Source organism: Burkholderia oklahomensis C6786, assembly GCF_000959365.1.
Taxonomy (GTDB): domain Bacteria; phylum Pseudomonadota; class Gammaproteobacteria; order Burkholderiales; family Burkholderiaceae; genus Burkholderia; species Burkholderia oklahomensis.
The window spans coordinates 976,755-1,000,003 of record NZ_CP009555.1 but is presented as its reverse complement, the minus strand read 5'-3'; the positions used below and the strand labels follow the sequence as shown (position 1 = coordinate 1,000,003).

Annotated in this window: 17 protein-coding genes and 1 pseudogene; 6 read left to right on the top strand and 12 right to left on the bottom strand. The window is 68.0% G+C overall.

Annotated features, from left to right (window positions below; genetic code table 11):
- Positions 1-278 precede the first annotated feature (278 nt).
- Positions 279-1,106, top strand: coding sequence for a ferritin-like domain-containing protein (locus BG90_RS04445; RefSeq protein ID WP_010101801.1), 828 nt, complete (start codon positions 279-281; stop codon positions 1,104-1,106).
- A 70-nt stretch (positions 1,107-1,176) separates the two neighbouring features.
- Positions 1,177-1,677: a hypothetical protein gene (locus BG90_RS04440; protein WP_010101802.1), complete on the top strand. Its 501-nt coding sequence runs from the start codon at positions 1,177-1,179 to the stop codon at positions 1,675-1,677.
- An 89-nt stretch (positions 1,678-1,766) separates the two neighbouring features.
- On the opposite strand, the gene BG90_RS04435 is transcribed toward BG90_RS04440, so the two are convergent.
- The 3 genes from BG90_RS04435 to BG90_RS04425 form a co-directional block, all read right to left on the bottom strand.
- Positions 1,767-3,218: a DEAD/DEAH box helicase gene (locus tag BG90_RS04435; RefSeq protein WP_045568062.1), complete on the bottom strand. Its 1,452-nt coding sequence runs from the start codon at positions 3,216-3,218 to the stop codon at positions 1,767-1,769.
- 128 nt (positions 3,219-3,346) lie between these two features.
- On the bottom strand, positions 3,347-4,645 hold the full coding sequence (locus BG90_RS04430) for a c-type cytochrome (protein WP_010101807.1): 1,299 nt from the start codon (positions 4,643-4,645) through the stop codon (positions 3,347-3,349).
- A gap of 19 nt (positions 4,646-4,664) precedes the next feature.
- Positions 4,665-5,426, bottom strand: a complete 762-nt coding sequence (locus tag BG90_RS04425) for a c-type cytochrome (RefSeq protein ID WP_025989664.1) — start codon at positions 5,424-5,426, stop codon at positions 4,665-4,667.
- A gap of 408 nt (positions 5,427-5,834) precedes the next feature.
- Between BG90_RS04425 and BG90_RS04420 the strand changes: the two genes are divergently transcribed.
- The gene (locus BG90_RS04420; RefSeq protein WP_010101809.1) at positions 5,835-6,761 is read left to right on the top strand and encodes a CopD family protein; all 927 of its coding nucleotides are present in this window, start codon (positions 5,835-5,837) and stop codon (positions 6,759-6,761) included.
- A gap of 370 nt (positions 6,762-7,131) precedes the next feature.
- Here the strand turns inward: BG90_RS04420 and dgoD are convergent, their stop codons facing one another.
- Entirely contained in the window at positions 7,132-8,280 is a 1,149-nt protein-coding gene (gene dgoD / locus BG90_RS04415) for a galactonate dehydratase (protein ID WP_010101810.1), read from the bottom strand.
- A 341-nt stretch (positions 8,281-8,621) separates the two neighbouring features.
- On the opposite strand from dgoD, the gene BG90_RS04410 reads away from it, so the two are divergent.
- On the top strand, positions 8,622-8,969 hold the full coding sequence (locus BG90_RS04410) for a GFA family protein (protein WP_010101811.1): 348 nt from the start codon (positions 8,622-8,624) through the stop codon (positions 8,967-8,969).
- A gap of 15 nt (positions 8,970-8,984) precedes the next feature.
- Here the strand turns inward: BG90_RS04410 and BG90_RS04405 are convergent.
- Positions 8,985-9,431 (bottom strand): annotated as a pseudogene (locus BG90_RS04405) (DUF4377 domain-containing protein); the annotation flags it as partial.
- Between the two features lie 510 nt (positions 9,432-9,941).
- On the opposite strand from BG90_RS04405, the gene BG90_RS04395 reads away from it, so the two are divergent.
- The gene (locus BG90_RS04395; RefSeq protein ID WP_010114107.1) at positions 9,942-11,624 is read left to right on the top strand and encodes a purple acid phosphatase family protein; all 1,683 of its coding nucleotides are present in this window, start codon (positions 9,942-9,944) and stop codon (positions 11,622-11,624) included.
- On the opposite strand, the gene BG90_RS04390 is transcribed toward BG90_RS04395, so the two are convergent.
- A complete protein-coding gene (locus tag BG90_RS04390; RefSeq protein ID WP_010114109.1) occupies positions 11,602-13,443 on the bottom strand; it encodes a histidine kinase in 1,842 nt (613 codons plus the stop codon). The two genes, BG90_RS04395 and BG90_RS04390, sit on opposite strands and share 23 nt — an antisense overlap.
- Before the next feature lie 48 nt (positions 13,444-13,491).
- A complete protein-coding gene (gene nosR / locus BG90_RS04385; protein WP_010114111.1) occupies positions 13,492-14,901 on the bottom strand; it encodes a response regulator c-di-GMP phosphodiesterase, NosR family in 1,410 nt (469 codons plus the stop codon).
- Positions 14,902-15,564: 663 nt separating this feature from the next.
- On the opposite strand from nosR, the gene BG90_RS04380 reads away from it, so the two are divergent.
- Positions 15,565-16,158 (top strand): DUF4142 domain-containing protein, encoded by a 594-nt coding sequence (locus BG90_RS04380; RefSeq protein WP_025989665.1) that lies wholly within the window; start codon positions 15,565-15,567, stop codon positions 16,156-16,158.
- A gap of 165 nt (positions 16,159-16,323) precedes the next feature.
- Here BG90_RS04380 and BG90_RS04375 read toward each other — a convergent pair whose 3' ends face one another.
- The 5 genes from BG90_RS04375 to BG90_RS04355 form a co-directional block, all read right to left on the bottom strand.
- Positions 16,324-18,072 (bottom strand): methyl-accepting chemotaxis protein, encoded by a 1,749-nt coding sequence (locus BG90_RS04375; protein WP_010114117.1) that lies wholly within the window; start codon positions 18,070-18,072, stop codon positions 16,324-16,326.
- A gap of 240 nt (positions 18,073-18,312) precedes the next feature.
- A complete protein-coding gene (locus BG90_RS04370) occupies positions 18,313-19,230 on the bottom strand; it encodes an AEC family transporter (protein WP_025989666.1) in 918 nt (305 codons plus the stop codon).
- Positions 19,231-19,241: 11 nt separating this feature from the next.
- Positions 19,242-19,976 (bottom strand): TSUP family transporter, encoded by a 735-nt coding sequence (locus BG90_RS04365; protein ID WP_010114119.1) that lies wholly within the window; start codon positions 19,974-19,976, stop codon positions 19,242-19,244.
- A 1-nt stretch (position 19,977) separates the two neighbouring features.
- Positions 19,978-21,351, bottom strand: a complete 1,374-nt coding sequence (gene pyk, locus BG90_RS04360; RefSeq protein WP_025989667.1) for a pyruvate kinase — start codon at positions 21,349-21,351, stop codon at positions 19,978-19,980.
- Between the two features lie 126 nt (positions 21,352-21,477).
- On the bottom strand, positions 21,478-23,238 hold the full coding sequence (locus BG90_RS04355; protein ID WP_010114123.1) for a cholesterol oxidase substrate-binding domain-containing protein: 1,761 nt from the start codon (positions 23,236-23,238) through the stop codon (positions 21,478-21,480).
- Positions 23,239-23,249: the final 11 nt, after the last annotated feature.

Here is a 23,249-nt window from a genome sequence, read left to right as displayed (position 1 = left end):
TATTGCAGGCGAAACGATATCGAAAGGCATTTCAAAAAAATAGCTTTCGTTTTCGATATCGCACGCCTTTTCGAATTACGGGTCTAATATTGCGTGATAATCGCTGTGGAACTGCGATTGCCGGTTAAGGTCAGTGCTTCGAAGCACGATCAAAAAAGTCCGGCTAAGATGGCCGGACGTGTCGAATAACCGATTTCAACGCGCCGCAACCGGCGGGATCGCGAGCCGCGTGCGGCGCGGCCCGTCGGGACGCGAAGCAGCGTTTGGGAGCGCGAAACATGCTGGCTGATACATCGCACGAGATGCCCTGGCGCATCGAAGACATCGACCTGACGCGAATCGACCGTCAACGCGCCGCAGCGAACGAAGATCTGTTGCTGCTGCTGTGCGCCGCGTCGTTCATCGAGAGCGGCTCCGATCTGTACACGAGCAACCTGAGCCAATTCTTCGACGACGATCGCGAAGTGTCGGCGTGGCTCAACACCGAATGGGAACACGAGGAGTTGCAGCATGGCCGCGCGCTGAAGGCGTATATCGCGCACGTGTGGCCCGAGTTCGACTGGGATCTCGCATTCGCGAATTTCTTCGAAGAGTATTCGAAGACCTGCTCGCTCGAAGCGTTCGAGAAGACGCGGGCGCTCGAGATGGTCGCGCGCTGCGTCGTCGAGACGGGCACGGCGACGCTCTATCGCGCGATCAACGAGTGCTCGGACGAGCCCGTGCTCAAGGAGATCACCGACAACATCCGCACCGACGAAGTCCGCCATTACAAGCACTTCTTCCGCTATTTCAAGAAGTACAACGAGGTCGAGGGCAACGGCCGGCTCGCGGTGCTCGGCGCGCTGACGCGGCGCGTGCTCGAGATCAAGAACGAGGACTCCGAGATCGCGTTGCGGCACGTGTTCGCGATCCGCTATCCGGACCGCGCGGGCGATTCCGCGTATTGCCGCGAGCGCACCGCGCGCGTGAACGCGCTCGTGCGGCGCAATCTGTCCGCGGACATGTGCGTGAAGATGCTGCTCAAGCCGCTCGACTTGCCCGCGAAGATCCAGCCGGGCGTCCACTATCCGCTGACGAAGCTCACGCAGCACGTGTTCTTCCGGTAAGCGTCGGCGCCGCGTCGCGCCGCGGTATGCTGCGGGTTTCGTTCGACACGACGCGCAGCAGGAGAACACCGTGACCGATCCGGACCGGCCCACCCTCGAACGGACGACGTATGACGCGTGGCCGGGCGCCGCGCTCGCGCTGTTCGACGGCGGCGATCTCGCGCGCAAGGCGGGCTTCACCGCCGCACTCGTCGTCGTCGAGCGCGACGTCGATCCGCCGCAGCCGCGCACGACGCTGCTGAGCGCGGGCGAGCTCTACGCGCCCGATGCGCAGTCGCTGCGCTTCTCATTATGGCCGCAGTCGCGTGCGGCGCGCGCGCTCGCCGCGCATCCCGACGCGACGCTCACGTTCGTCGCCGACGACGCATTCCATCAGGCGCGCTTGCGCATCGATTCATCCGATTTCACCGACGACGGGCTCGCGCGCTTCATCGCCACGCTCGTCGGCGGCGAAGCGCAGCGAGTCGGCTATGCGCGTCTGACGGCGGGCATCGCGTTCGAGCTCGCCGACGCCGATGCGCCCGCCGTGCTCGCGCGCTGGGCGCGGCAGATCGCGCAGCTCAAGCGCTGAAGGACGCACGAGGGCGCGCTCACCCAGAGAGAAGAGGAGGCAGCGCGCCGCCGGGCTGCTTCGACGAGCGGCGCAGCGGCGCGTGACGCTCAATGGCCGCGCTGACCGCTGCGCGACGAACGATTGCGGTTCGCATGCGCGCCGCCGCCGTTCGCGTTGCCGCTGCCCGCCGGTCGTCCGCTGCCGCCGCGCGCTTGCTGCGGCTTCGCGGCCTTGGGTTGCGCGGCCTTCGGTGGCGCAGCCTTCGTCTGCGCGCCGCCGTCGCGACGCGCGGCGGGCTGGCCCGGCGCTTGCCCCTGATTCGCGGCCCGCGGCGCGCGATTGCCGCCGCCGGTGCCCGCGCCGCCGCCATCCCCGCCGCGCTGCCCGCGCCGCTGGATCGGCTCCGGCTTCGCGTTCGGATCCGGCTCGAAGCCCGCAATCACTTCCTGCGAGATCTCGCGCTTGATGAGCCGCTCGATGTCGCGCAGCAACTGCTTCTCGTCGACGCACACGAGCGACACCGCCTCGCCGTTCGCGCCCGCGCGGCCGGTGCGGCCGATCCGGTGCACGTAGTCTTCGGGCACGTTCGGCAGATCGAAGTTGACGACGTGCGGCAATTGATCGATGTCGATCCCGCGCGCGGCGATGTCGGTCGCGACGAGCACCTGCAGCGTGCTGCTCTTGAACTCGGCGAGGGCGCGCGTGCGCGCCGACTGGCTCTTGTTGCCGTGGATCGCCATCGCGCTGATGCCGTCCTTCGTCAGCTGCTCGGCGAGCCGGTTCGCGCCGTGCTTCGTGCGCGTGAACACGAGCACCTGGAACCAGTTGTGCTCGCGGATCAGATGCGTGAGCAGCTCGCGCTTGCGGTCGCGGTCGACCGGGTGGATCTTCTGCGCGACCGTCTCGGCCGTCGTGTTGCGGCGGGCGACTTCGATCAGCGCGGGCGAGTCGAGCAGACTGTCCGCGAGCGACTTGATCTCGTCGGAGAAGGTTGCCGAGAACAGGAGGTTCTGGCGTTTCTTCGGCAGCTTCGCGAGCACGCGCTTGATGTCGTGGATGAAGCCCATGTCGAGCATCCGGTCGGCTTCGTCGAGCACGAGGATGTCGAGGCTCGACACGTCGATCGTCTTTTGCTGCATGTGATCGAGCAGGCGCCCCGGCGTCGCGACGACGATGTCGACGCCGCGCTTCAGCGCATCGATCTGCGGATTGATGCTGACGCCGCCGAACATCACGGTCGAGCGCAGCTTCACATACTTGCTGTATGCGCGCACGCTTTCCTCGACCTGCGCGGCGAGCTCGCGCGTCGGCGTGAGGATGAGGGCGCGCACCGCGCGCCGCGCGCCGCGGTTTTCCGCGTAGAACGTGTGCAGGCGTTGCAGGATCGGCAGCGTGAAGCCGGCCGTCTTGCCGGTGCCCGTCTGCGCGCCGGCGAGAAGATCGCCGCCGCCCAGCACGGCGGGGATGGCCTGGGCCTGGATCGGCGTGGGCTGCGTGTAGCCCAGCTCGTTGACGGCCCGCACGAGTGGTTCGGCGAGGCCGAGAGATGCGAAAGACATAGATACTCTTGATTTATTGGTAAGGCGGCGTCCTCGCGCGGCCCGCGCGGGAAACGGACGTCACCGAAAAAGCAAAAGGGCGCGGCCGCGGTTTCCCGCAGCCGCGCCCCGTTCGCGTCGAGTGCCGATTAATCGAGCGGCGCGGAACGCAGGTCGCTCACCTGTTGCGGCGAGACGGGCGATCCGTTGTTGCCCCACGACATCCGGATGTACGTAACGACTGCCGCGACTTCCTGGTTCGACAGCGACTGTGCGAACGGCGGCATCCCATACGGACGCGGATTCTTGGACGTGCTCGGCGGATAGCCGCCGTTCAGCACCATGCGGATCGGATTCACGGCCGATTCCATCATGATCGAGCGGTTCTGCGCGAGCGGCGGGTACGCGGTCGGCTTGCCTTCGCCGTGCGCGCCGTGGCAGGTCGCGCAGTTGTCCGCGTAGATCTTCTTGCCCTGCTCGAGCAGCGCGCTGCCGAACTGCGGCGACGGCTCGTACTGCATGTTCTTCGGCGCTTCGGCTTTCTGCGGGATCGACTTCAGGTAAGTCGACATCGCGCGCGTGTCCTCGTCCGTCATGTACTGCAGACTGTTGTGGACGACGTCCGCCATCGGGCCGAACACCGCGCCCTTCTTCGACACGCCCGCTTGCAGCAGGTCGGACAGCTCCTGGACGTGCCAGTCGCCGAGGCCGAGTTCCTTGTCGTTCGTGAGCGACGGCGCGTACCAGTTCTGCAGCGGAATCAGGCCGCCCGCGAAGGCCGCCGAACTCACCGGACCGCCCATCATGTTGATCGACGTGTGGCACATGCTGCAGTGGCCGAGGCCTTCGACGAGATACGCGCCGCGGTTCCATTCGACCGACTTCGTCGGATCCGGCTTGTACTCGCCTTCCTTGAAGAACAGCGTGCGCCAGCCGATCAGCAGGTTGCGGTTGTTGAACGGGAAGCGCAGCTCGTGCGGACGGCTCGCCGTGTTGACGGGCGCAACCGAGCGCAGGTACGCGTAGATCGCGTCCGAATCCGCGCGCGTGACCTTCGTGTAGCTCGCGAACGGGAAGCCCGGGTAGAGCAGGCTGCCGTCCTTCGAGCGGCCGGTGTGCATCGCGCGGTAGAAATCGTCCGACGTCCACTTGCCGATGCCGTATTGGTCGTCCGGCGTGATGTTCGGCGTGTACATCGTGCCGAACGGCGTCGCCATCGGCAGGCCGCCCGCGAACGACTTGCCGCCGCGCACGGTGTGGCACGCGATGCAGTCGCCGACGCGCGCGAGGTATTCGCCCTTCTTGATGAGCGCGGCCTGGTCGGCGGGCGTCGCGGCGACGGCGGCGTTGCCGTGCAGCGTGTCGTTGCCCGGCCACAGGACGGGCACGAGGGCCGCTGCCGCGACGATCGCGACAGCCGAGAGTGCAAACAGGGACTTGCGTTTCATTTAGTCTGTCTCCCTTGCCTTATTGCGGTTCGCTGCCGCAGGCGAGCGGAGTCTTCATCGAGCGGGCCGGGGCCGGCACGGGGTTGGCGGGCGCCGGCTGCGCGGCGAGCCACGCGGTCACGGCGGTCACGTCCTCGTCGGACAGTTTGCTCGCGACTTCGTGCATGCAGTCGGGCGCCTTCGCATGACGCGTGCCCGAACGCCACGCGCCGATCTGCGCGCTCAGATAATCGCTATGCAGGCCGACGAGACCCGGAATCGCGGGCTGCATGCCGGTCAGCGTGGTGCCGTGGCACGCGACGCACGCGGGCAGCTTGCGCGCCGGATCGCCGTGCAGCGCGAGCTGCTTGCCGCGCTCGACGACGGCGGCGGGCACGGTCGGCTTCGTCGGCGCCGGGTACGGCGGACGCTGCTCCGAGAAGTGCTGCGCGATCTCGTGCAGGTAGTCGTCGTTCAGGTACGTGAGCAGATAGTTCATCGGCGGGTACTTGCGGCGACCGTCGCGGAAGTTCACGAGCTGGTTGTACAGGTATTCGGCCGGCTTGCCCGCCAGACGCGGAAAGTAGTCGTTGTCGGTGCCCTGCCCGTGCGTGCCGTGGCAGGCCGTACAGCCGCGCACGCGCTCAGCCAACGTGTCGGGCGCCTTCAGGGGCGCCTTCGCGGCGGCCGGCTCGGTGGGCTTGGTCTGCGCGTGCGCAGTGCTCAGAAGGCTCGCTGCGCCCATCAACACAACGGCGAGCAGCGGACGGAAAAGGCGTCTAGAAGACACACGGGACTCCATTGTTATTCGTCGGGGACCTGACCGGGCTCCGATCGGCTCGGCATGACGGCAAGAACTAACGAGGGCAGGCAGCCGGGCTGCTGCGACGCGGCATTCTATCATCGATGGATAATGGCGGCTATTTGACGCGGAGGGCACGGTTCCAAGCCCTGGTCGGGTTGCGACAATTTGACGCGCGGATGACAGTTCAAACGTCGGACAAGCTGCGCAGCCGACGGCGAAGCCCGTACACTTCGGGGGCGCGGCGTCAGGGCGGTCCGCCGCGCCGCCCCGATTTCTTTTCCTTCCATGCGAGTCGATGAAGTCCTCTTTTTCCTGTTTGCCTGAAAACAACAGTCGATCCTTTCATTTCTCCGACGCGCCGTGTGTCGGAGCGGTGTCCGGTGCGCGCGGCGCAGGCGGTGCGCGATGAAGATCGACAGCCTCTGGTTCGGCCAGGCGGCGCTCGCCGCGCTCGGCGACGTCGCGTTCGCGGTCGCCGTCGGCTCCGCGCTGATCGGCGCGTGGCTCGCGAACGACGGCGCGAAGAGCGTCATCGCGCCGTCGCATCCCGCCTGGCGGCAGTCGCTTCGCTCGCTCGCCGTCGCGGCGGCCGTGCTCGTCCTCGCCGACGTCGGCTGGCTCGTCTACGAGGCCGCGTCGATGAGCGGCGCGGGCCTGCGCGGCGCGTTCGGCGTGATTCCGACCGTGCTCGTGCAGACGCACGTCGGGCATGCGTGGAGCGTCGCGTGCGGCGGCGCGCTGCTGCTGCTCGCGGTTGCGCTCGCCCGGCCGAGCGGCCCGCTCGCCGGCGCGCTCTTCGCGATTGCGACGCTCGTCGTCGCGGCGGGCAAGGCGTCGCTCGGCCATGCGGCCGATTCGGGCGCGCTCTCGGCCGCGGTCGGCGTGCAGACGGTGCACGTCGCCGCGACGGCCGCATGGGGCGGGCTCGTGATCGCGGGCGGGATGGCCGTGCTGCCTGCGCTCGGCTCGTCGATCGCGCGCGGCGCGATGATCCGCATCGCGCAGCGGCTGTCGAGCGCGTCGATCGCCGCGCTCGCGTTCGTGGTCGTCACGGGCGCGCTCAACACGATCCGCGGCACGGGCGGTAATTTCGCGGCGCTCGACGGCAGCGCGTGGGGACGCATATTGCTGCTGAAGCTCGCGCTCGTCACGCTCGCGCTGGTGCTCGCGGCGCTCAATCGCTTCTCGGCGCTGCCGCGGCTGCGCCGCACCGCGTCGACCGAGGACGCGCATACGTTCCGCAACGTGCTGCATCTCGAAGCGCTCGCGATGATCGGCGTGTTCGTCGCGGCGGCGGTGCTGTCGTTTATCGCGCCGGTCGCGGCGGGCTGACGCGCGAGCGCGCGCTCGGCGGCGGGTGGGCTCGGGTATGGATCGGGCGGGCCGTCGCGTAGGCGACGGCCGGTCGTTCGGAGCGGCGGGGCGCGCGGCGGGCGTGACGTCGTGATGCGGCCTTCATGCATGGCGTCATGCCGATGCCGACCGAGCGTAGCGACGAACGGCTGCGCATGACGGCCGCTCAGCCGGGATTGTCGGCGCATGCTCGCGCGCGCCGTCGCGCGGCCCGCCTGCAGGCGGCGCGCTTGGCGAATCGCATGCGTTATTCTTCAGCTTTCTTCCGAGCCGGTCGCCCGTTTCGCACGCCGCGCCGCCGCGTTCCCGACATCGGCCCGCGGACGGGCGGTCCGCCCGCCCGCGCGGCTCACCACTCGGCGACGCTGCCGTCCGCGTGCCGCCACACCGGATTGCGCCAGCGGTGCCCGATCTTCGCCATCTCGCGCACCTTCTCCTCGTCGACGTCGATACCGAGCCCCGGCCCCTGCGGGATCGAGACGAAGCCGTCCGCGTAGCGGAACACCTCCGGATTGCGCAGATAGTCGAGCAGGTCGCTGCCCTGGTTGTAGTGGATCCCGAGGCTCTGCTCCTGGATGAACGCGTTGTAGCTGACCGCGTCGAGCTGCAGGCACGCGGCGAGCGCGATCGGCCCGAGCGGGCAGTGCAGCGCGAGCGCGACGTCGTAGCTCTCCGCGAGCGTCGCGATCTTCCGGCATTCGGTGATCCCGCCCGCGTGCGACGCGTCCGGCTGGACGATGTCGACGTAGCCGCCCGCGAGGATGTGCTTGAAGTCCCAGCGCGAGTAGAGCCGCTCGCCGAGCGCGATTGGCGTGCTCGTCTGGTTCGCGATGTCGCGCAGCGCCTCGGCGTTCTCGGACAGCACGGGCTCTTCGATGAACATCAGCTTGTACGGATCGAGCTCCTTCGCGAGCACCTTCGCCATCGGCTTGTGCACGCGGCCGTGGAAGTCGACGCCGATCCCGACGTGCGGCCCGACCGCTTCGCGCACCGCCGCGACGTTCGCGATCACCTTTTCGACCTTGTCGAACGTGTCGATGATCTGCAGCTCCTCCGAGCCGTTCATCTTCACCGCCTGGAAGCCGCGCTCGACGACCGCGCGCGCGTTGTTCGCGACGTCGCTCGGACGGTCGCCGCCGATCCACGAATAGACCTTGATCCGGTCCCGCACCGGGCCGCCGAGGAGCGCGTGGACGGGCGCGCCGTGATGCTTGCCCGAGATGTCCCAGAGCGCCTGGTCGATGCCCGCGATCGCGCTCATCGTGATCGGGCCGCCGCGATAGAAGCCCGCGCGGTACATCACTTGCCAGTGGTCTTCGATGCGAAGCGGGTCCTGGCCGACGAGGTAGTCGGCGAGCTCGTGCACGGCCGCTTCGACCGTGTGCGCGCGGCCCTCGACGATCGGCTCGCCCCAGCCGACGATGCCCGCGTCGGTCTCGATCTTCAGGAACAGCCATCGAGGCGGAACGACGAAGGTTTCGAGGCGGGTGATTTTCATTGCGGGTGTCTCCTGTCGTCTGCATGAATCATGCATGAATCGTACAGCGGCGCCGCGCGAAAGTAGTATCGATCGCGGCCTTGCGCACATAGTGAGCGCCGCGGCGGAGTTCGCGCCGTACGCGGCGGCGGACGCGCGGCCGGATCGCGCCGCGCGTTCGGCGCGAATGTCGTCGGGCGAGTCGGGTCGGGTGCGATTTCCCGCTTCGTCCGCAAGCAGTTCGAGGGGCGCTGCCCGACGGTTGCGGTCCGTCCGGCCGAGCGTTAACGTACGCCACCGGCCGGGCATGCGAACGCGGCGTCGCCGCGTCGCCGAGCCGGGCCCGATCGAAGGAGGCGACGATGCTTTACACCGGCAGCTGCCATTGCGGCAGAGTCAAGTTCGAAGTGGAAGGGGAGATCGAGGGCGCCTGTGCGTGCAACTGTTCGATGTGCATGCGCAAGGGCTCGCTGCTGTGGTTCGTGCCGCGCGACGCGTTCCGCTTGAAAACGCCCGACGGCGACATCGCGACCTATCTGTTCAACAAGCACGTGATCCGGCATCGGTTCTGTCCGACCTGCGGGATTCATCCGTTCGCGGAGGGCACGGATCCGAAGGGCAACGCGATGGCGGCCGTCAACATCCGCTGTCTGGACGGCATCGATCTCGACGCGGTGCCGGTCCGGCATTTCGACGGACGCGCGCTCTGAGCGCGCGTGCCTGATTCGGGATCGCGAGGCGCGGGCGGCATGCGCCGCGCGCGTTTCGCGCCCGTCCCGACGCCGTCCGGCTCAGCGCGGCTGCTGCCGGATGATGCGCTTCAACACCCGGCGAATCGACGAACCGTCGGCAGGCGGATTCGGCACTTCGTACTCGGCGATCTCGAGCTGGTATTCGTAGCCCGGGCGGTAGTCGAAGCCTTCGATGCCGCTGTACCAGAGCTGCCATGGCGCGTTCGGGCTCGTGCGCACCTGCAGGCAGTCCATCGGCGCGACGCCGACACAGCGCGCCGTCTGCGCGGCGACGTAGACGGTCTTCGTCGCGGCTTGCGGCGCAGCCGGCTGCGTGGCGGGCGCGTTCGCCGCGGCATTCGTCTCGCAGCCGGCAAGGCCGGCCGCAACGACGAGCGCGACGGCCGCGAGGGCGAGCGCGTGGCGGGTCTTGCTGAACATGGGAATTCTCGTCGAACAAACCGCGATTGGACCCGGGCTCGCCGGGCGGGTTCACCGCGCGCGGGCGCGCCGTTTCGCGATGTCCGGGCTGTCGCGTCGAAGTGCGATGTCGAAGCGCGATGTCGAAGCGCGATGTCGAAGCGCGACGGTCGCGCGGCGGCGGCCTTGACTGCGATTGCGCCGCGGCGTCGCGGAATTGCGGAATTGCGGAATCGCGGAATCGCGGAATCGCGGAATCGCGGAATCGCGGAATTGCGGAATCGCGCCGAGATGCGGCCGAAACCTGACCGAAGTCGACTCGACGACGCCCGGAGCGCGCGCCGGTTTCCGCCCGAAGCCGACGTGAGCGCAGCGCAACGCGCTGACATCGTCGCGTCACGCATCCCGGCATAAGGTGTCGGCGCTGGCGCGCGCGGCCGAGCTTCGATGCAGGCTGTCGCGCCGCTGCGCGCGGCGAATGCCGGTCGCTTTCATACCTTTCCCACGACTTTCCCACGATCGAACGAAATCATGTCGAACAAGCCAACCCCCGACGTGCCGCCGACCGAGCAGCCTTCCGCCGTTTCCCGCCGCGGCTTTCTCAAGTTCGCCGGCGCATCCGGACTCGCGACCGCCGCGAGCGGCCTTGCCGCCGTGCGGGCAGCGGCCGCCGCGCCGGATGGCACGCCCGAGCAGATTCATCTGACGTGGGGCGACGCGGACGCGAACGAGGTCGTCGTGTCGTGGGCGACGCTCGCGGCCGCGGCGAACCCGCGCGTGCGCTTCGCGGGTCCGAACGAAGCGTGGCGGACCGTGCACGGCGTGCAGCGCACGTACACCGACGGCCTGAACGGCGAAGTCGTGTTCGCGTATCACGCGCGGCTGCGCGGACTCAAGCCGGGCTCCGTCTATCGCTACGAAGTCACGGCCGACAACGACAGCAACGCGGCGAAGCCGTTCGCCGCCCGCTTCGACACGGCGCCGCGCGGCCGCGCGCCATTTCGCTGGACGAGCTACGGCGACCTCGCGACGCCGAATACGGGCTGGGTGCTGTCGTCGCCGCAGAGCCGCTTCGCGGTGCAGGCGGTCGAGCGCTTCCAGCCGCTCTTTCATCTGCTGAACGGCGATCTCTGCTATGCGAACCTGAATCCCGCGCATCAGCCCGACGTGTGGCGCGACTTCGGCAACAACAATCAGACGTCCGCCGCGAATCGGCCGTGGATGCCGTGCCCCGGCAATCACGAGATCGAATTCCACAACGGCCCGCAAGGGCTCGACTCGTATCTCGCGCGCTACACGCTGCCGGAGAACGGCACGCGCTTCCCGGGCCGCTGGTACAGCTTCCGCGTTGGCGCGGTGCTGTTCGTGTCGCTCGACGCGGACGACGTCGTCTATCAGGACGCGGCCGCGTTCGTCGCGGGCCCGAATCCGCTCGTGCCGGCGGCGAGCACCGGCAACGGCCCGATTCCTCCCGGCACGTCGTTCTACGTGCGCGGCTACAGCCGCGGCGAGCAGACGCGCTGGCTCGAAGAGACGCTGCGCCGCGCGTCGCACGATCGCGACATCGACTGGATCGTCGTGCAGATGCACCAGGACGCGCTCAGCTCGTCGAAGACGGGCAACGGCTCGGACAAGGGCATCCGCGAAGCGTGGCTGCCGCTCTTCGACCGCTACGGCGTCGACCTCGTGCTGTGCGGCCACGACCACGACTACGAGCGGAGCTTCCCGGTGCGCGGCTGCAACCATCGCACGGGCGTCGACTCGGCGACGGGCGAGGTCGTCGACACGATGCAGCCGCGTCCCGTCGTCACGTCGGAGCCGACCGACGGCAAGTTCGACACGTCGCGCGGCACGATCCACATGATTCTCGGCGGCGGCGGCACGAGCGCGCCGCTCGACGTGTACGGCGAAAATCCGGCGACGGGCCTGCCGCAGGCGCGCGTGTTCACGAAGCCGAACCGGCCGGTGCCGGGCACGGCGCCGAACACGTTCGTGCGGCACGGCGCGGATGCGCTCGAGGATGCGATCTGGTCCGCGCGGCGCGACACGGGCACGGGCTACGGGATCGCGGTGTTCGACTACGATCCGGGCGAGCACGGCGGCGATACGTCGATCACGGTGAACTACTATCACGCGCCGGGCGCCGATCAGAAGCCGACCGCCGAGTACGAGCTGTTCGAGACGATCGTGCTCAGCAAGGCGCGCCGCGCGTAAGCGGCGAAGCGGGCGGGGCGGCGGCGCGCGCCGTCTTGCGTGCGCCGCCTGCGTCGCGATCGAGCGCGCCCGCGCGTTCGGCCGAGTCGGTCTTGCGCCGGACCGGCAGCGTGATCGTAAACGTCGTGCCGCGGCCGACGCGGCTCTCGACGTCGATGCGCCCGCCGTGGTGCTCGACGATGCCGTGCGAGATCGACAGCCCGAGCCCCGTGCCCCGGCCGACCGGCTTCGTCGTGAAGAACGGATCGAAGATCCTGCCGATCACGTCGCCGGGAATGCCGACGCCCGTGTCGGCGATCGAGATCGACGCGGTGTCGGCGTCGTGCGTCGTGCGAATCGTGATCGTGCCGCGCGCCTCGATCGACTGCGCGGCGTTGACGAGCAGATTCATGAACACCTGGTTCAGCTGCGCGGCGTTGCATTCGACGAGCGGCAGGCCGCCGTATTCGCGCACGACCTCCGCCTTGTACTTGAGCTCGTTGTGGACGACGTTCAGCGTGCTCTCGAGTCCCGCGTGCAGATCGGCGAACGTCCATTCGTCTCCGCTCGGCCGCGAGAAGTCGCGCAGGTCGCAGACGATGCGCCGCACGCGCATCGCGCCGTCGATCGATTCGTCGATGAGCGCCATGATGTCGCCGCGCACGTAGTCGAGGTCGACGTCGCGCGACGCTGCTGCGAGCGGCGCGCGCGCGTCGGCGGCGAGCGCGCGCGTCATCGCTTCCTGCACGGCGATCACGTCGAGCAGGCCCTGGACCCAGCCCTTCAGCGTATTGAGATTCGCGTTGACGAAGCCGATCGGATTGTTGATCTCGTGCGCGACGCCCGCGGCGAGCTGGCCGATCGACGCGAGCTTTTCCGACTGCAGCAACTGCACGTGCGTTTCCTCGAGCTGGTGAATCAGCCGGCGCTGCTCGTCCTTCTCGTGTTCGAGGCGCGCCTGCGCGGCCTTGCGTTCGTCGATCTCCTGCTCCATCTTCCTGCGCGTGCGCTGCAGCACGTGCGTCGTGGCTTCGTATTGCCGCAGCGCGCCTTCGAGCTCGCTCGTGCGCTTCCTGACGAGCTCTTCGAGCGCGTCGGTCATCCCGCGCAGGAACGCGGTGCGCGCGTCGAAGCGCGACACGACGAGCGTCGCGCTCAGGATGGTGGCCGTGAAGAGCGCGATCGTCGCGCCGAGCCACGCACCGCTGATGCCGTTCCTCGCCATGCAGACCGCATTCGCGTGAAAATGCGCGGCCGCCATCCCGGTGTAATGCATGCCGGTGATCGCGATGCCCATCACGCCCGCCGCGGCGATCCGCTTCACGATCACGCGCGGCTGGTTTTCATTGCACAGACGGTGCGCGATCCAGAGCGCGGTCGTCGATGCGCCGATCGCGATCGCGATCGACGCGACGAAGAGCGTCCGGTCGTATTCGATCGCCGGCTGCATCTGCAGCGCGTTCATGCCGGTGTAGTGCATCGCGGCGATGCCGAGTCCCATCAGCACGCCGCCCACCGCGAGCCGCTCGCGCGTGAGCGTGCCGCGCGTCACTGCGTTCAGCGCGAAGTACGAGACGACCATCGCGATCGCGAGCGACAGGAACGTGAGCCGGAAATCGTAGCCGAGTGGAATCGGCAGCGAGAACGCGAGCATGCCGACGAAGTGCATCGCCCAGATGCCCGTGCCCATCGCGGCCGCGCCGCCCGCGAGCCATGCGAGCCGCATCCTCGGCTTGTCGAGGAGCGAGATGAGCGCGCTCAGATCGAGCGCCGTGTACGACGCGAGCGTCGCGATCGCGAGCGACAGCAGGACGAGCGGGAAGTCGAAGGTTCCGTGCATGGGCGTCGGCTCGTCGTGGTGTGCGCGACGGCGAGGGCGGCGCGCGCGTCAGCGCCCGGAGGCCGCCGCGGCATCGACCTTCGGCGGCGGCGTCTGGATCAGGATCGTGAACGGCGTGGCCTCCTGCGCCTCGTAGCGCCGCACGAGCGCGACCTGATGCGCGGACACGACGCTGCCCTTCGTCATCAGCAGCACGCCGCGGCTCGTGCGCAGATCGTCGGCGAGCCGCATGCCCTCCAGCAGCTGGCCGCCCGTGATCTGCGCATACGGCGTGTTGCAGCCGAGCGTCGCCGGGTCTTTCGCGAGCGCGACGAAACGATCGACGACGTGCGGGTCGTAGCGCATGCCGGCCTGCGACTTGATGAGCGCAATCGCCTGTTCGGACTGCATACGCTGGTTGACGACGCCGCCGCGCTGCAGCCCTTCATAGTCGCGCGCGACCGCGAGGATGCGCGCGCCGAGCGGGATGTCGTCGCCCGCGAGGCCGTCCGGCGTGCCGCGGCCGTTGAAGCGTTCGTACTGGTGGCGAATGATGTGCGCGACCTGATTGAGCTGCGCGACGGGCGTGAGCACCATCTGCGCGCGCAGCGGATGCTGATGGAACAGCCGGCTTTCTTCCGCATTCATCCGGTCGATCGATTTGCGCAGCAGCTCGTCCGGCAGCGACAGCTTGCCGATCCCGTGCAGCAGGCCGGCGAAATGGAGATCCTGCGCCTGCAGCGCGCTCATGTCGAACGCGAGCGCGAGCTGCTTCGCGAGCTCGCCGATGCGCCGCGATTCGCCGCCCATCACGCCGCAGCGCAGCTCGATCATGTTCGCGCCGACCTGGATCATCGTCATGAAATTGCGCTTCAGGTCGCGCTGCGCGTCTTCGAGGAACAGCACGGTCTGCCGGATTTCCTCGGTGCGCGCGTGCACCTGCGCTTCGAGCGCGGTGCTGAGCGCGACGAGCGCCTCGTTCTGCTTCTGCGTGAGCGCGAAGAGGCGCGCGGTCTCCTGGCGCAGCCGCCGCTGCTCGAGCGCCTGCTTGACCGTGAGCAGCAGGTCGTGGTCGTCCCACGGCTTGTTCAGATAACGGTACACGCCGCCTTCGTTGATCGCGCTCACGACCGCGTCGATCTCCGAGTAGCCCGTCAGCAGGATGCGCATCGTGTCCGGATGGCGCGTCTGCGCGCGTGCGAGAAATTCGGCGCCCGTCATGCCCGGCATCCGCATGTCGGAGACGATGAGATCGACTTCGCCGGCGGCGAGCACGTCGAGCGCGGCCGCGCCGCTCTCGGCCGTGACGACCTGATAGCGCGCCGTGCGCAGCAGACGCTTGAGCGCCGAGAGGATGCTCGGCTCGTCGTCGACGATCAGGATCACGGGCGCGGCTGGCGCGTTGCCGGCCGTGCCGGCGCACGCGTGCGACGCCTCCGGCGCGACGGGCGTGATCGATTCCTCGGATCCTGTGTTCACGAAGCCTCCGCTTCATTTTTTCATATTGGATTCCTTGCGATATCGGCGCTCGGCCGTTCGCTCTTGAGCGAAAAAACGGGGTGTTAGCGTATCCACCTAGATATCGCACGCGGTGCCGCGGCGACATGCGCGTTCGGCGCGCGTGCATCGAAAGAATCGTCGCGAACGTTTCGGATGCGCGGATCGACGATCGCGCGATATCGATGCGAATGCGGCAAGCGAGACCCGCGTGCGCCGCCGCTCGCGCGACGAGCGAACCGAAGTGTCGACGCGCCAATCTCGATGATTGGATTCGATCGGGCTTACAGCGCCGCGTAAAAGATGCGCGCATCGGCGCCGCCGCTTTCCATCGCAAGAAAATTTTGCGCGATGGGCGCGCGCACGTCGTGCCGACGACGAACGAGAAGAGCGGGTACACGATGTCCGCGCGCAGGTTGCACACGCTCGTGTGGCCTATTGTCTTACCTCCCGTTACACAAGCGACACCATCGTTTCACCTCGATCGCGACGCGCCTCCTAGAATGTTTTGGACGGGTTGCGCCGCATCCGAGTCCACGGCCGGTGTGCCCGCGGCGACGGCATCGAACGCTTCGCCGCCCCCGGCCCGCAGCACCGCAGCCCGGTTCGTCGATCCGTTGATGAATTTCACCTTAAGGAGAACGTATGACTCGCCGCTCTACTTTATCGCTCGTCGGTGCATGTGCCGCCGGTGTGTTCGTCTTCGCGACCGCCGCATCCGCGCAAACCGCGCCTACGACCCCGCCGACGCAGCCGCGCCCCGAGGCAGCCGCTGAAACCGGTACGAGGCTGCATGAGGCCGATCAAGCCTTCGTCACCGACGCGACGAAAGCCGTATCGACGCAGCGCGATGCCGCGCGCATCGCGACGTCGCGCTCGAGCGACCGCGCCGTGAAGGCATTCGCGGAACGCGTCGCGAGCGACAACGAGAAGCTGTCGCAGACGCTGCGCGCCGCGAGCCCGCGCGGCGTCGACGTGCCGCACAACGATCCGGATCCCGCCGTGCTCGACAGCATCAAGAACCTGCGCGGCGACGCGTTCGACAAGGCGTATATCGAGCAGGTCGCGCTCGACGGCAACCGCAAGTCGCTGTCGGTGTTCCAGGCCGAGATCGCGTCGGGCCGCAACGAGCAGTTGAAGAATGCCGCGCGCAAGGGCCTGCCGGTGATCCAGGCGCATTATCAGCAGGCTCAGGCGCTCGCGGGCCGCAAGCACTTGCCGGGCGACGCATCGCAGTGATCGCGATCGTTCGCGGGACGTCGTCGGGCTTGCGATAGCGAAAGCTCGTACGGACGTATCCGTTCGATGCACGCCGCCTATGCGGCGGATCGAGCGGCAAACGGACAGGCGGCGCACAAGCGCCGCCTGTTTCGTATCGAGCGCGCGCCGATTCTCCCGCGCCGTTCAGAACGTTTGCCAATCCGTCTCGGCGACCGCCGCGACGGATGCGGAGGCCGGCGCGGGCATTGCGCTCGCGTTCGCAAACGACGGAGCGGGCACCGCACGCGTCGCGCGCCGGCCCGGCTTGACGGGCGCGCGGACCGCCGCGGACGCGTTTGCCGCACGGGCCGGTCGCGCATCGCGCGGCCGCGTCGCCGCGTTCGCAGTCGATCGGAACACGGCGACCGCATCGACGAGCCGTTGCGTCCGGTTCTTCAGATCGTCGGCGGTCGTGGCCGATTCCTGCACCAGCGCGGCGTTTTGTTGCGTCATCTGATCGAGCTGCGTGACCGCGACGTTGACTTGGCCGATTCCGTCCGACTGCTCGCGCGTCGCCGAGCTGATCTCGCCGATCAAGTCCGCGACTCGCGCGACCTGCGAGCGGATGTCGTTCATTGCTTCGCCGGCCTGATTGACGAGCGCGCCGCCCGCCGTGGTTTTCTGCACGCTGTCGTGAATCAGGCCCGCGATTTCCTTTGCCGCGTTCGCGCTGCGCTGCGCGAGCGTGCGCACTTCGCCCGCGACGACCGCGAAGCCCCGGCCTTGCTCGCCTGCGCGCGCCGCCTCGACGGCCGCGTTTAACGCGAGGATGTTGGTCTGGAACGCGATGCCGTCGATCACGCCGATGATTTCGCTGATCTTGCGGCTCGACGCGCTGATCTCGCCCATCGTCTCGACGACCTTGCCGACCACCGCGTCGCCTTTCGCGGCGGCATCGCTCGTCGAGCCGGCAAGCTGGCTCGCCTGCATCGCGGTTTCCGCGTTGTTGCGCACGGTCGCCGTCATCTGCTCCATCGACGCGGCGGTTTCCTCGAGGCTCGCGGCCGCCTGCTCGCTGCGTCGGCTCAGATCGTCGTTGCCCGCGGTGATGTTGCCGCTCGCGCTTTGCAGGCCGGAAAGCTGATCGCTCACGTCGTCGACGAGCGAGCGCAGGTTGAGTCCCGCCTGGTTGACCGCGCGCAGGATCATGCCGATTTCGTCGACGCGGTTCAGATGCATGTTGTCGCCCGCCTGACCTGCCGCGACCGCGAGCGATTGCTTCAGCACGCGCTGCAGCGGCGCGGTGATCTGCGCGGCGAGCCAGAGCTCCGCGAGCAGCAGGAGCACGGCTTCCATACCGGCGAAGCCGTCGAGCATCAGCCCGCGCAGGCCGAACAGGAATGCGCCCCACGCCGAACATGCGAGAAGGGCGAGCAGCGCGGCGCGGATGCGCCAGCGCACGCTCATCGTCTGCAGCAGCGACGTCCATCCGAGCAGCCCGGTGCGCACGATCAGGCCCTGATGGAATTTCCGGCCGCGTGCGCGGCCGTCGCGAAGATCGCGATAGAGCAATTCCGCCTGCGCGATTTCGTCGCGCGACGGCTTCGTGCGCACCGACATGTAGCCGACCAGCTGCCCGTTCCGGATCACGGGCGTCGCATTTGCGCGCACCCAGTAGTGGTCGCCGTTCTTTCGGCGGTTCTTGACGAGCGCGGTCCACGACCGGCCCGCCTTCAGTGTCGTCCACATGTCGGCGAACGCTTCGGCCGGCATGTCGGGATGCCGAACGAGATTGTGCGGCTCGCCGATGATCTCGCTCGGTTCGAATCCGCTCACTTCGACGAACGCCGCATTCGCGTATGTGACGTAGCTTTGCGGATCGGTGGTCGACATCAGCGTCGCGTCGTCGGGGAAGTCGTATTCCCGTTGAGTGACCGGAAGGTTGGCGCGCATGGAAAGCTCTCCGCAGGGTCATGAAAGGCGAATGTCGCGTTCGCCGCCGATACGCAGTCCTGCGACATAGACGGGTTAACGGTCGATCGCGGGAGCGCTGAATCGGTGGAATCCATGACGCGCGGTTGACGCGGGTCAAAGCTTGTCCGTCGTTCATCGATTTGTCACGGAACGGCGCGATGAACGATCGGATTCCAAATTATTGGGGGACGGGGCGGCGCAACGCGCGGGGCGCGCCCGTCAGCCGCGCGACAGCAGCAGCACGAGCGGCATCGTGATCGCGGCGAGCGCGGTCTGCACGGTGATGATGCCGGCCGCGAGGCGATGGTCGCCGCCGAGCAGTTTCGCCATGATGTACGCGGACGGCGTGCAAGGCAGCGAGTTGAACAGCACGATGATCGTGAGCGCCGGGCCCTTGATGCCGAGGCTCACGCCGATCCAGAGCGTCAGCAGCGGCACGAGCAGCAGCTTGATGAACGACGATTGCAGCACGGGGCCGCTCGCCGCTTTCGCGGCCTTCATGTCGAGTCCCGCGCCGACCGCGAGCAGGCCGAGCGGCAGCGATGCCGAGCCGAGGATCGACAGGAGGCTCGCGAGCGTGCCGGGCAGCGCGAGGCCGCTCAGATTGAAGAGAGCGCCGAGCAGCACCGCGACGATCACGGGATTCCTGACGAGCGCGTTGCCGATCTGCTTGAAAGTCGGCGTGCTGCCGCTGCCGTAGTGCATCAGGATCACGATCGACGCGACGTTCAGCAGCGGAATCGCGATCGCGATGCTGATCGACGTCAGCGTGAGGCCGACGCTGCCGTACATCGCGGCCGCCGCCGCGACGCCGACGTACGTGTTCGGCCGCAGCGCGCCCTGGATCACCGACGAGAACACGGCGCCCGGCTGCCGGCTCCATGCGCGCCATGCGTACAGCACGAGCGCGCCGCAGCCGACCGCGCCGAGGATCGCCGTCGCGATCGGCCGGATCGCGAATTGCGACAGGTTCGCCTTCGCGACCTGGCTGAACATCAGCGCGGGAAACAGATAGTAGTAGTTGAGCGTCTCGCACGGCAGCCAGAACGCATCGGCGAGCAGCCGCCGGCGACGCATCACGAAGCCCATCAGGATCAGCGCGAAGATCGGCACGAGCGCCGCCATGACGTTCGCCATCGAGTGCTCCGTCATAGCGCGGTCTTCGCGAGCACGGCGGCGCCGTATGCGCCGATGAATCCCGTCATCGCGTGCTCGTACAGCGATGCGCCCGCGCGTCGGAACATCGCGTTGCCGAGCGCGAGATAGACGAGCGCGGCGATCGGCGCGACGGCGGCGCCTGCCCAACCGAGCGCGGACGGACGCAGCAGCGCGAGCGTGCCGAGCTGGATCGCGCCGAACAGCAGGTAGTAACGGGCGACGGCCGCGCGGATCTCGTGCTTGTCGCGCCGGCCGCTCGCCGCATAGACGGCGAGCAGCGCGCCGCCCATGTTCGTGAAGCCGTGCACGACGCCCATCAGGACGACGTAGCGTCGATCGTGCCGCGCGATGCGCGCGCGCAGGCGTTCGCGCAGCGCGGGCGCGACGCGCACGACGGCGGCGGCCAGCATCGCGACGCCGACGAGCAGATCGACGCGGGCGTTGAGCTTCGTCAGCACGAGCGTCGCGAGCGACGCGACGACGACGAGCGCGCAGACCGCCATGTTGCCGCGCTCGCGCGCGGGCAGCGGCAGGCTGCGGCTCGACCACACCTGGATCGCGGAGAGCGTCATCGACGCAGGCAGCAAGAGGCCGAGCACCGCGGCGAACTCGACGCCGAACAGCAGCAGCGTCGGCGTGCCGAACACGAGAATGCCCATCCCGAAGATCGATTGAATCAGGGCGAGCGCGGTCACGAGCGCCGCGAGCAGCGTGAGATCGTGCATGTCAGGCCGCCTCGAGCGCGCGGTCGGCCGACCAGCCGCGTTCTTTCGCGAGCGCGCCGACGCGCACCGTCTGCAGCGCGTTCAGCGAAGCGTCGTTCGCGTCGCTCGCGGCGAGCACCGCGTCCGCGGATCCCACGTCGAGCTGCGGCAGATGCACGCCCGTCGTGCCGGGCAGCAGGTTCCATGCGCGCACGCGCGCGGGGTCGCTGCCGACCGCGACGATCGGCTGCCGGATCTGCGCCATCGACACGAGTCGCGCCGCATGGCCCGTGCGCGACAGCACGACGACCTTCGACACGGGCAGCGTGCGCGCGAGCGCCTGGGTCGCCGCGCGCAGATCGTCGTAATCCGCGTCGGCGGCGGGCCGCGCCGAAGCCGCGAGCGCCGCGCGATGCGCGTCGGCTAGCGCGGCGATGCCGTGCAGCCGCGCGACCGCCTCGACCGGAAACCTGCCGACCGCCGTCTCGCCCGACAGCATCACGGCCGACGCGCCGTCGATCACCGAATGCGTGATGTCGCCGATCTCGGCCTTCGTCGGCAGCGGGCTGTCGATCATGCTGTGCAGCAGCTCGGTCGCGACGATCACGGGTTTCGCGTGCCGGCGCGCGCTCGCGACGATCGTCCGCTGATGGAGCGACACATGATCGAGGCCCGTCTCGACCGACAGGTCGCCGCGATCGATCATCAGCGCGTCGGCGGCGGCCGCGATCTCGTCGAGGTGCTCGAGGCCGCCGCGGTTCTCGACCTTCGCGATGATCTGCGGCATCGCGCCGCCGATCAGCGCGCGGATCGCGCCGACGTGCGCCGCCGATTCGACGAAGCTGATGCCGACGAAATCGACGCCCGCTTCCTTCGCGAACGCGATCATCTCGCGGTCGCGCGGCGTGACGAGATCGTGACCGAGGTCGATATCGGGCACGTTGATGCCCTTGCGGCTCTTCAGCGTGCCGGCCGTTTCGGCGATCACGCGCACGTCCCGGCCGCGCACCGCGTCGACGACGAACGACAGCGTGCCGTCGTCCGCATAGACACGCACGCCGGCGCGCAGCTTCTCGTGGAAGCGTGCGTAGTTGACGGGCACTTTCTCCGAGCCGTCGTGCGACGGATCGGTCGTCAGGGTGACGACGTCGCCCGCGGCGAACGACGGCTCGAACCGCAACTGCGTCGTACGGATCTTGCGGCCCGGGATGTCGAGCAGGATCGGCAGGTCGGGCAGCGTGTCGCGCAGGAGCGCGATCGTCGCGCGATGCCAGTCGAGATCGCCATGCGAGCCGTTCAGCCGCGCGACGCCCATGCCGGCGCGATGAAGCGCCCGCAGCGTGTCCGGCGTGGCCGAAGCCGGCCCGATGGTGGCGATGACGGTAGTGGTTGCCATGTTTCCTCGCGTTGTTCTTGTGTGACGGAAATATGACAGACCGCTAACAGCATCAAAAATAATAAAAATTCCGGTTTTTATTTTATTTAGTGATAAAGGACCCGGCCGGTACGTTGGCCGCTCCCGCTAGCGCGCCAGCCGGTCGAGCAGCGGCGACGAAAACACGCGCTGCGGATCGTAGCCGTCGAGCGTGCGCAGCGCCGCGTCCCAATTGTCGGCGGGCGACAACCCTTGCCGGAACAGATCCGGAATCGTCGTCCCGATCATCGTGTCGTCGCTCCACGCGGCGGCGTCGGTGTAGCCCCAGCCCTTCGACCATTCCGGCCGAACGGTCGCATAGTCGCCGCTGTAGTTCGCCAGCATCCAGCGCTCGATTTCGCGATAGAAGCGGTTCGCGTCAGGCGTGCCCGGCAACGTCAGGATGTCGAACCAGATCGCGGCGTTCCAGTCCGGATGGTCGGGCCTCGGCCGGATCGCGGACAGCGACGGCGCCGTCGCGCCCGGGCCGACATCGTCCGGCGAATCGACGCCCGTCACGCGGATCTCGACGGGGCCGTTCATCGGATAGCTGCCGGCCTCGCGATAGGCGGCGACCCGCTGCTGATAGAACTCGACGAACTCGTTGATCGCACGCTGCGCGTTCGCGCGGTTCGTCAGCACCGCATAGCCGTTCGCGGTCACGCGCAGCGTCGTCGGCCGGATATAGTGCAGCACCGAGCGCGACCAGCCCCAGAGATTCGTCAGCGGCTTGAAGATATTCGTCAAGCCGAGATAGGTGATCGTGTATTGCGTTTTTCCGAATAGCGGCGCCAATTGGATTTCGCCGTTCAATAAAATGCGGGTCACCAGATCGGACAATTCCTTCGATATCGAATCGGAAAACGGATAGTTGTATGGCTGATCGACGGCGAGCGCGCCGGACGGCTGATTCGGCTGAACGGTCCATACCTTCAGCCAGGGCTTGTCGGTGAACGGAAACCAGATCGCCTCGATCCGGCCCGAGCGCCGCAGGAACGACTCGACGGTCCGGCCCGGGGCGCCCGCCGGCGCAAACAGCTCCGACGAGGCGATGTCGACGAAGCTCTCGCATTGCAGCCGTTGATTCGCGCCGACCTGCAGCGTCGCCTCGACGATGAACGCTCGGCCGAGGTGCGTGAGAAACGGGCCGATGTCGGGATCGGTCCGCGCGAACGTGCGCAGCGCGTAGCGGCCCGACGAAGCGTCGTGGACGACCGCGGTCAGCGACACGACCGAGTTGCTGAGCGAACCGTACGTGTGTCCCGCCGGCCGCGTCTCGCCCGCGGCCGGCAGCGCGGTGCCGTGCGCGCCGATCGCGAGCGCGCCGCCGAGCGTGATGTCGCCGGGCGCGGGAACGGCGGTCATCCCGAGCCCTTGCCGCTCGAGCGTCGCGAGCAGCGTGTCCATCGACACGCCTGCTTGCGCGGTGACGCGCGCGGGTGTCGTCGACACGTCGACCGACACCGACGTCAGATGCTGCGTCGTGTCGACGAGAATCGCGCGGACGTTCGCATCCTGGGCGGCCACCGTGAGCGGCGACCAGTTGTGCATGTAGCCGCGCGGCCGCACGCGATAGCCGTTCGCCGCCGCCCAGTTGACGATCGCGACGACGTCGGCGGGCGTCGCGGGCGCGGCGGTCCACAGATCCGCCACGGCGATCTCGCCGCTCCAGTTCTGGAATGCCTGCTTGTAGAGCGGAATGCTTGCCGGAAAATTCGGGGGCGTGGAGCCGGAAGGCTGCGCATGCGCGGGAATCTGATAGATCGGCGTCCATCCGGCGACGACGCTCGCACCGGCAAGGCGCGCGATATCGCCAAGAAACGCGCGGCGACGGCGACTGGGAGAATTGCCTCCGATAGTCTTTTTCATGTTTTCTCTCG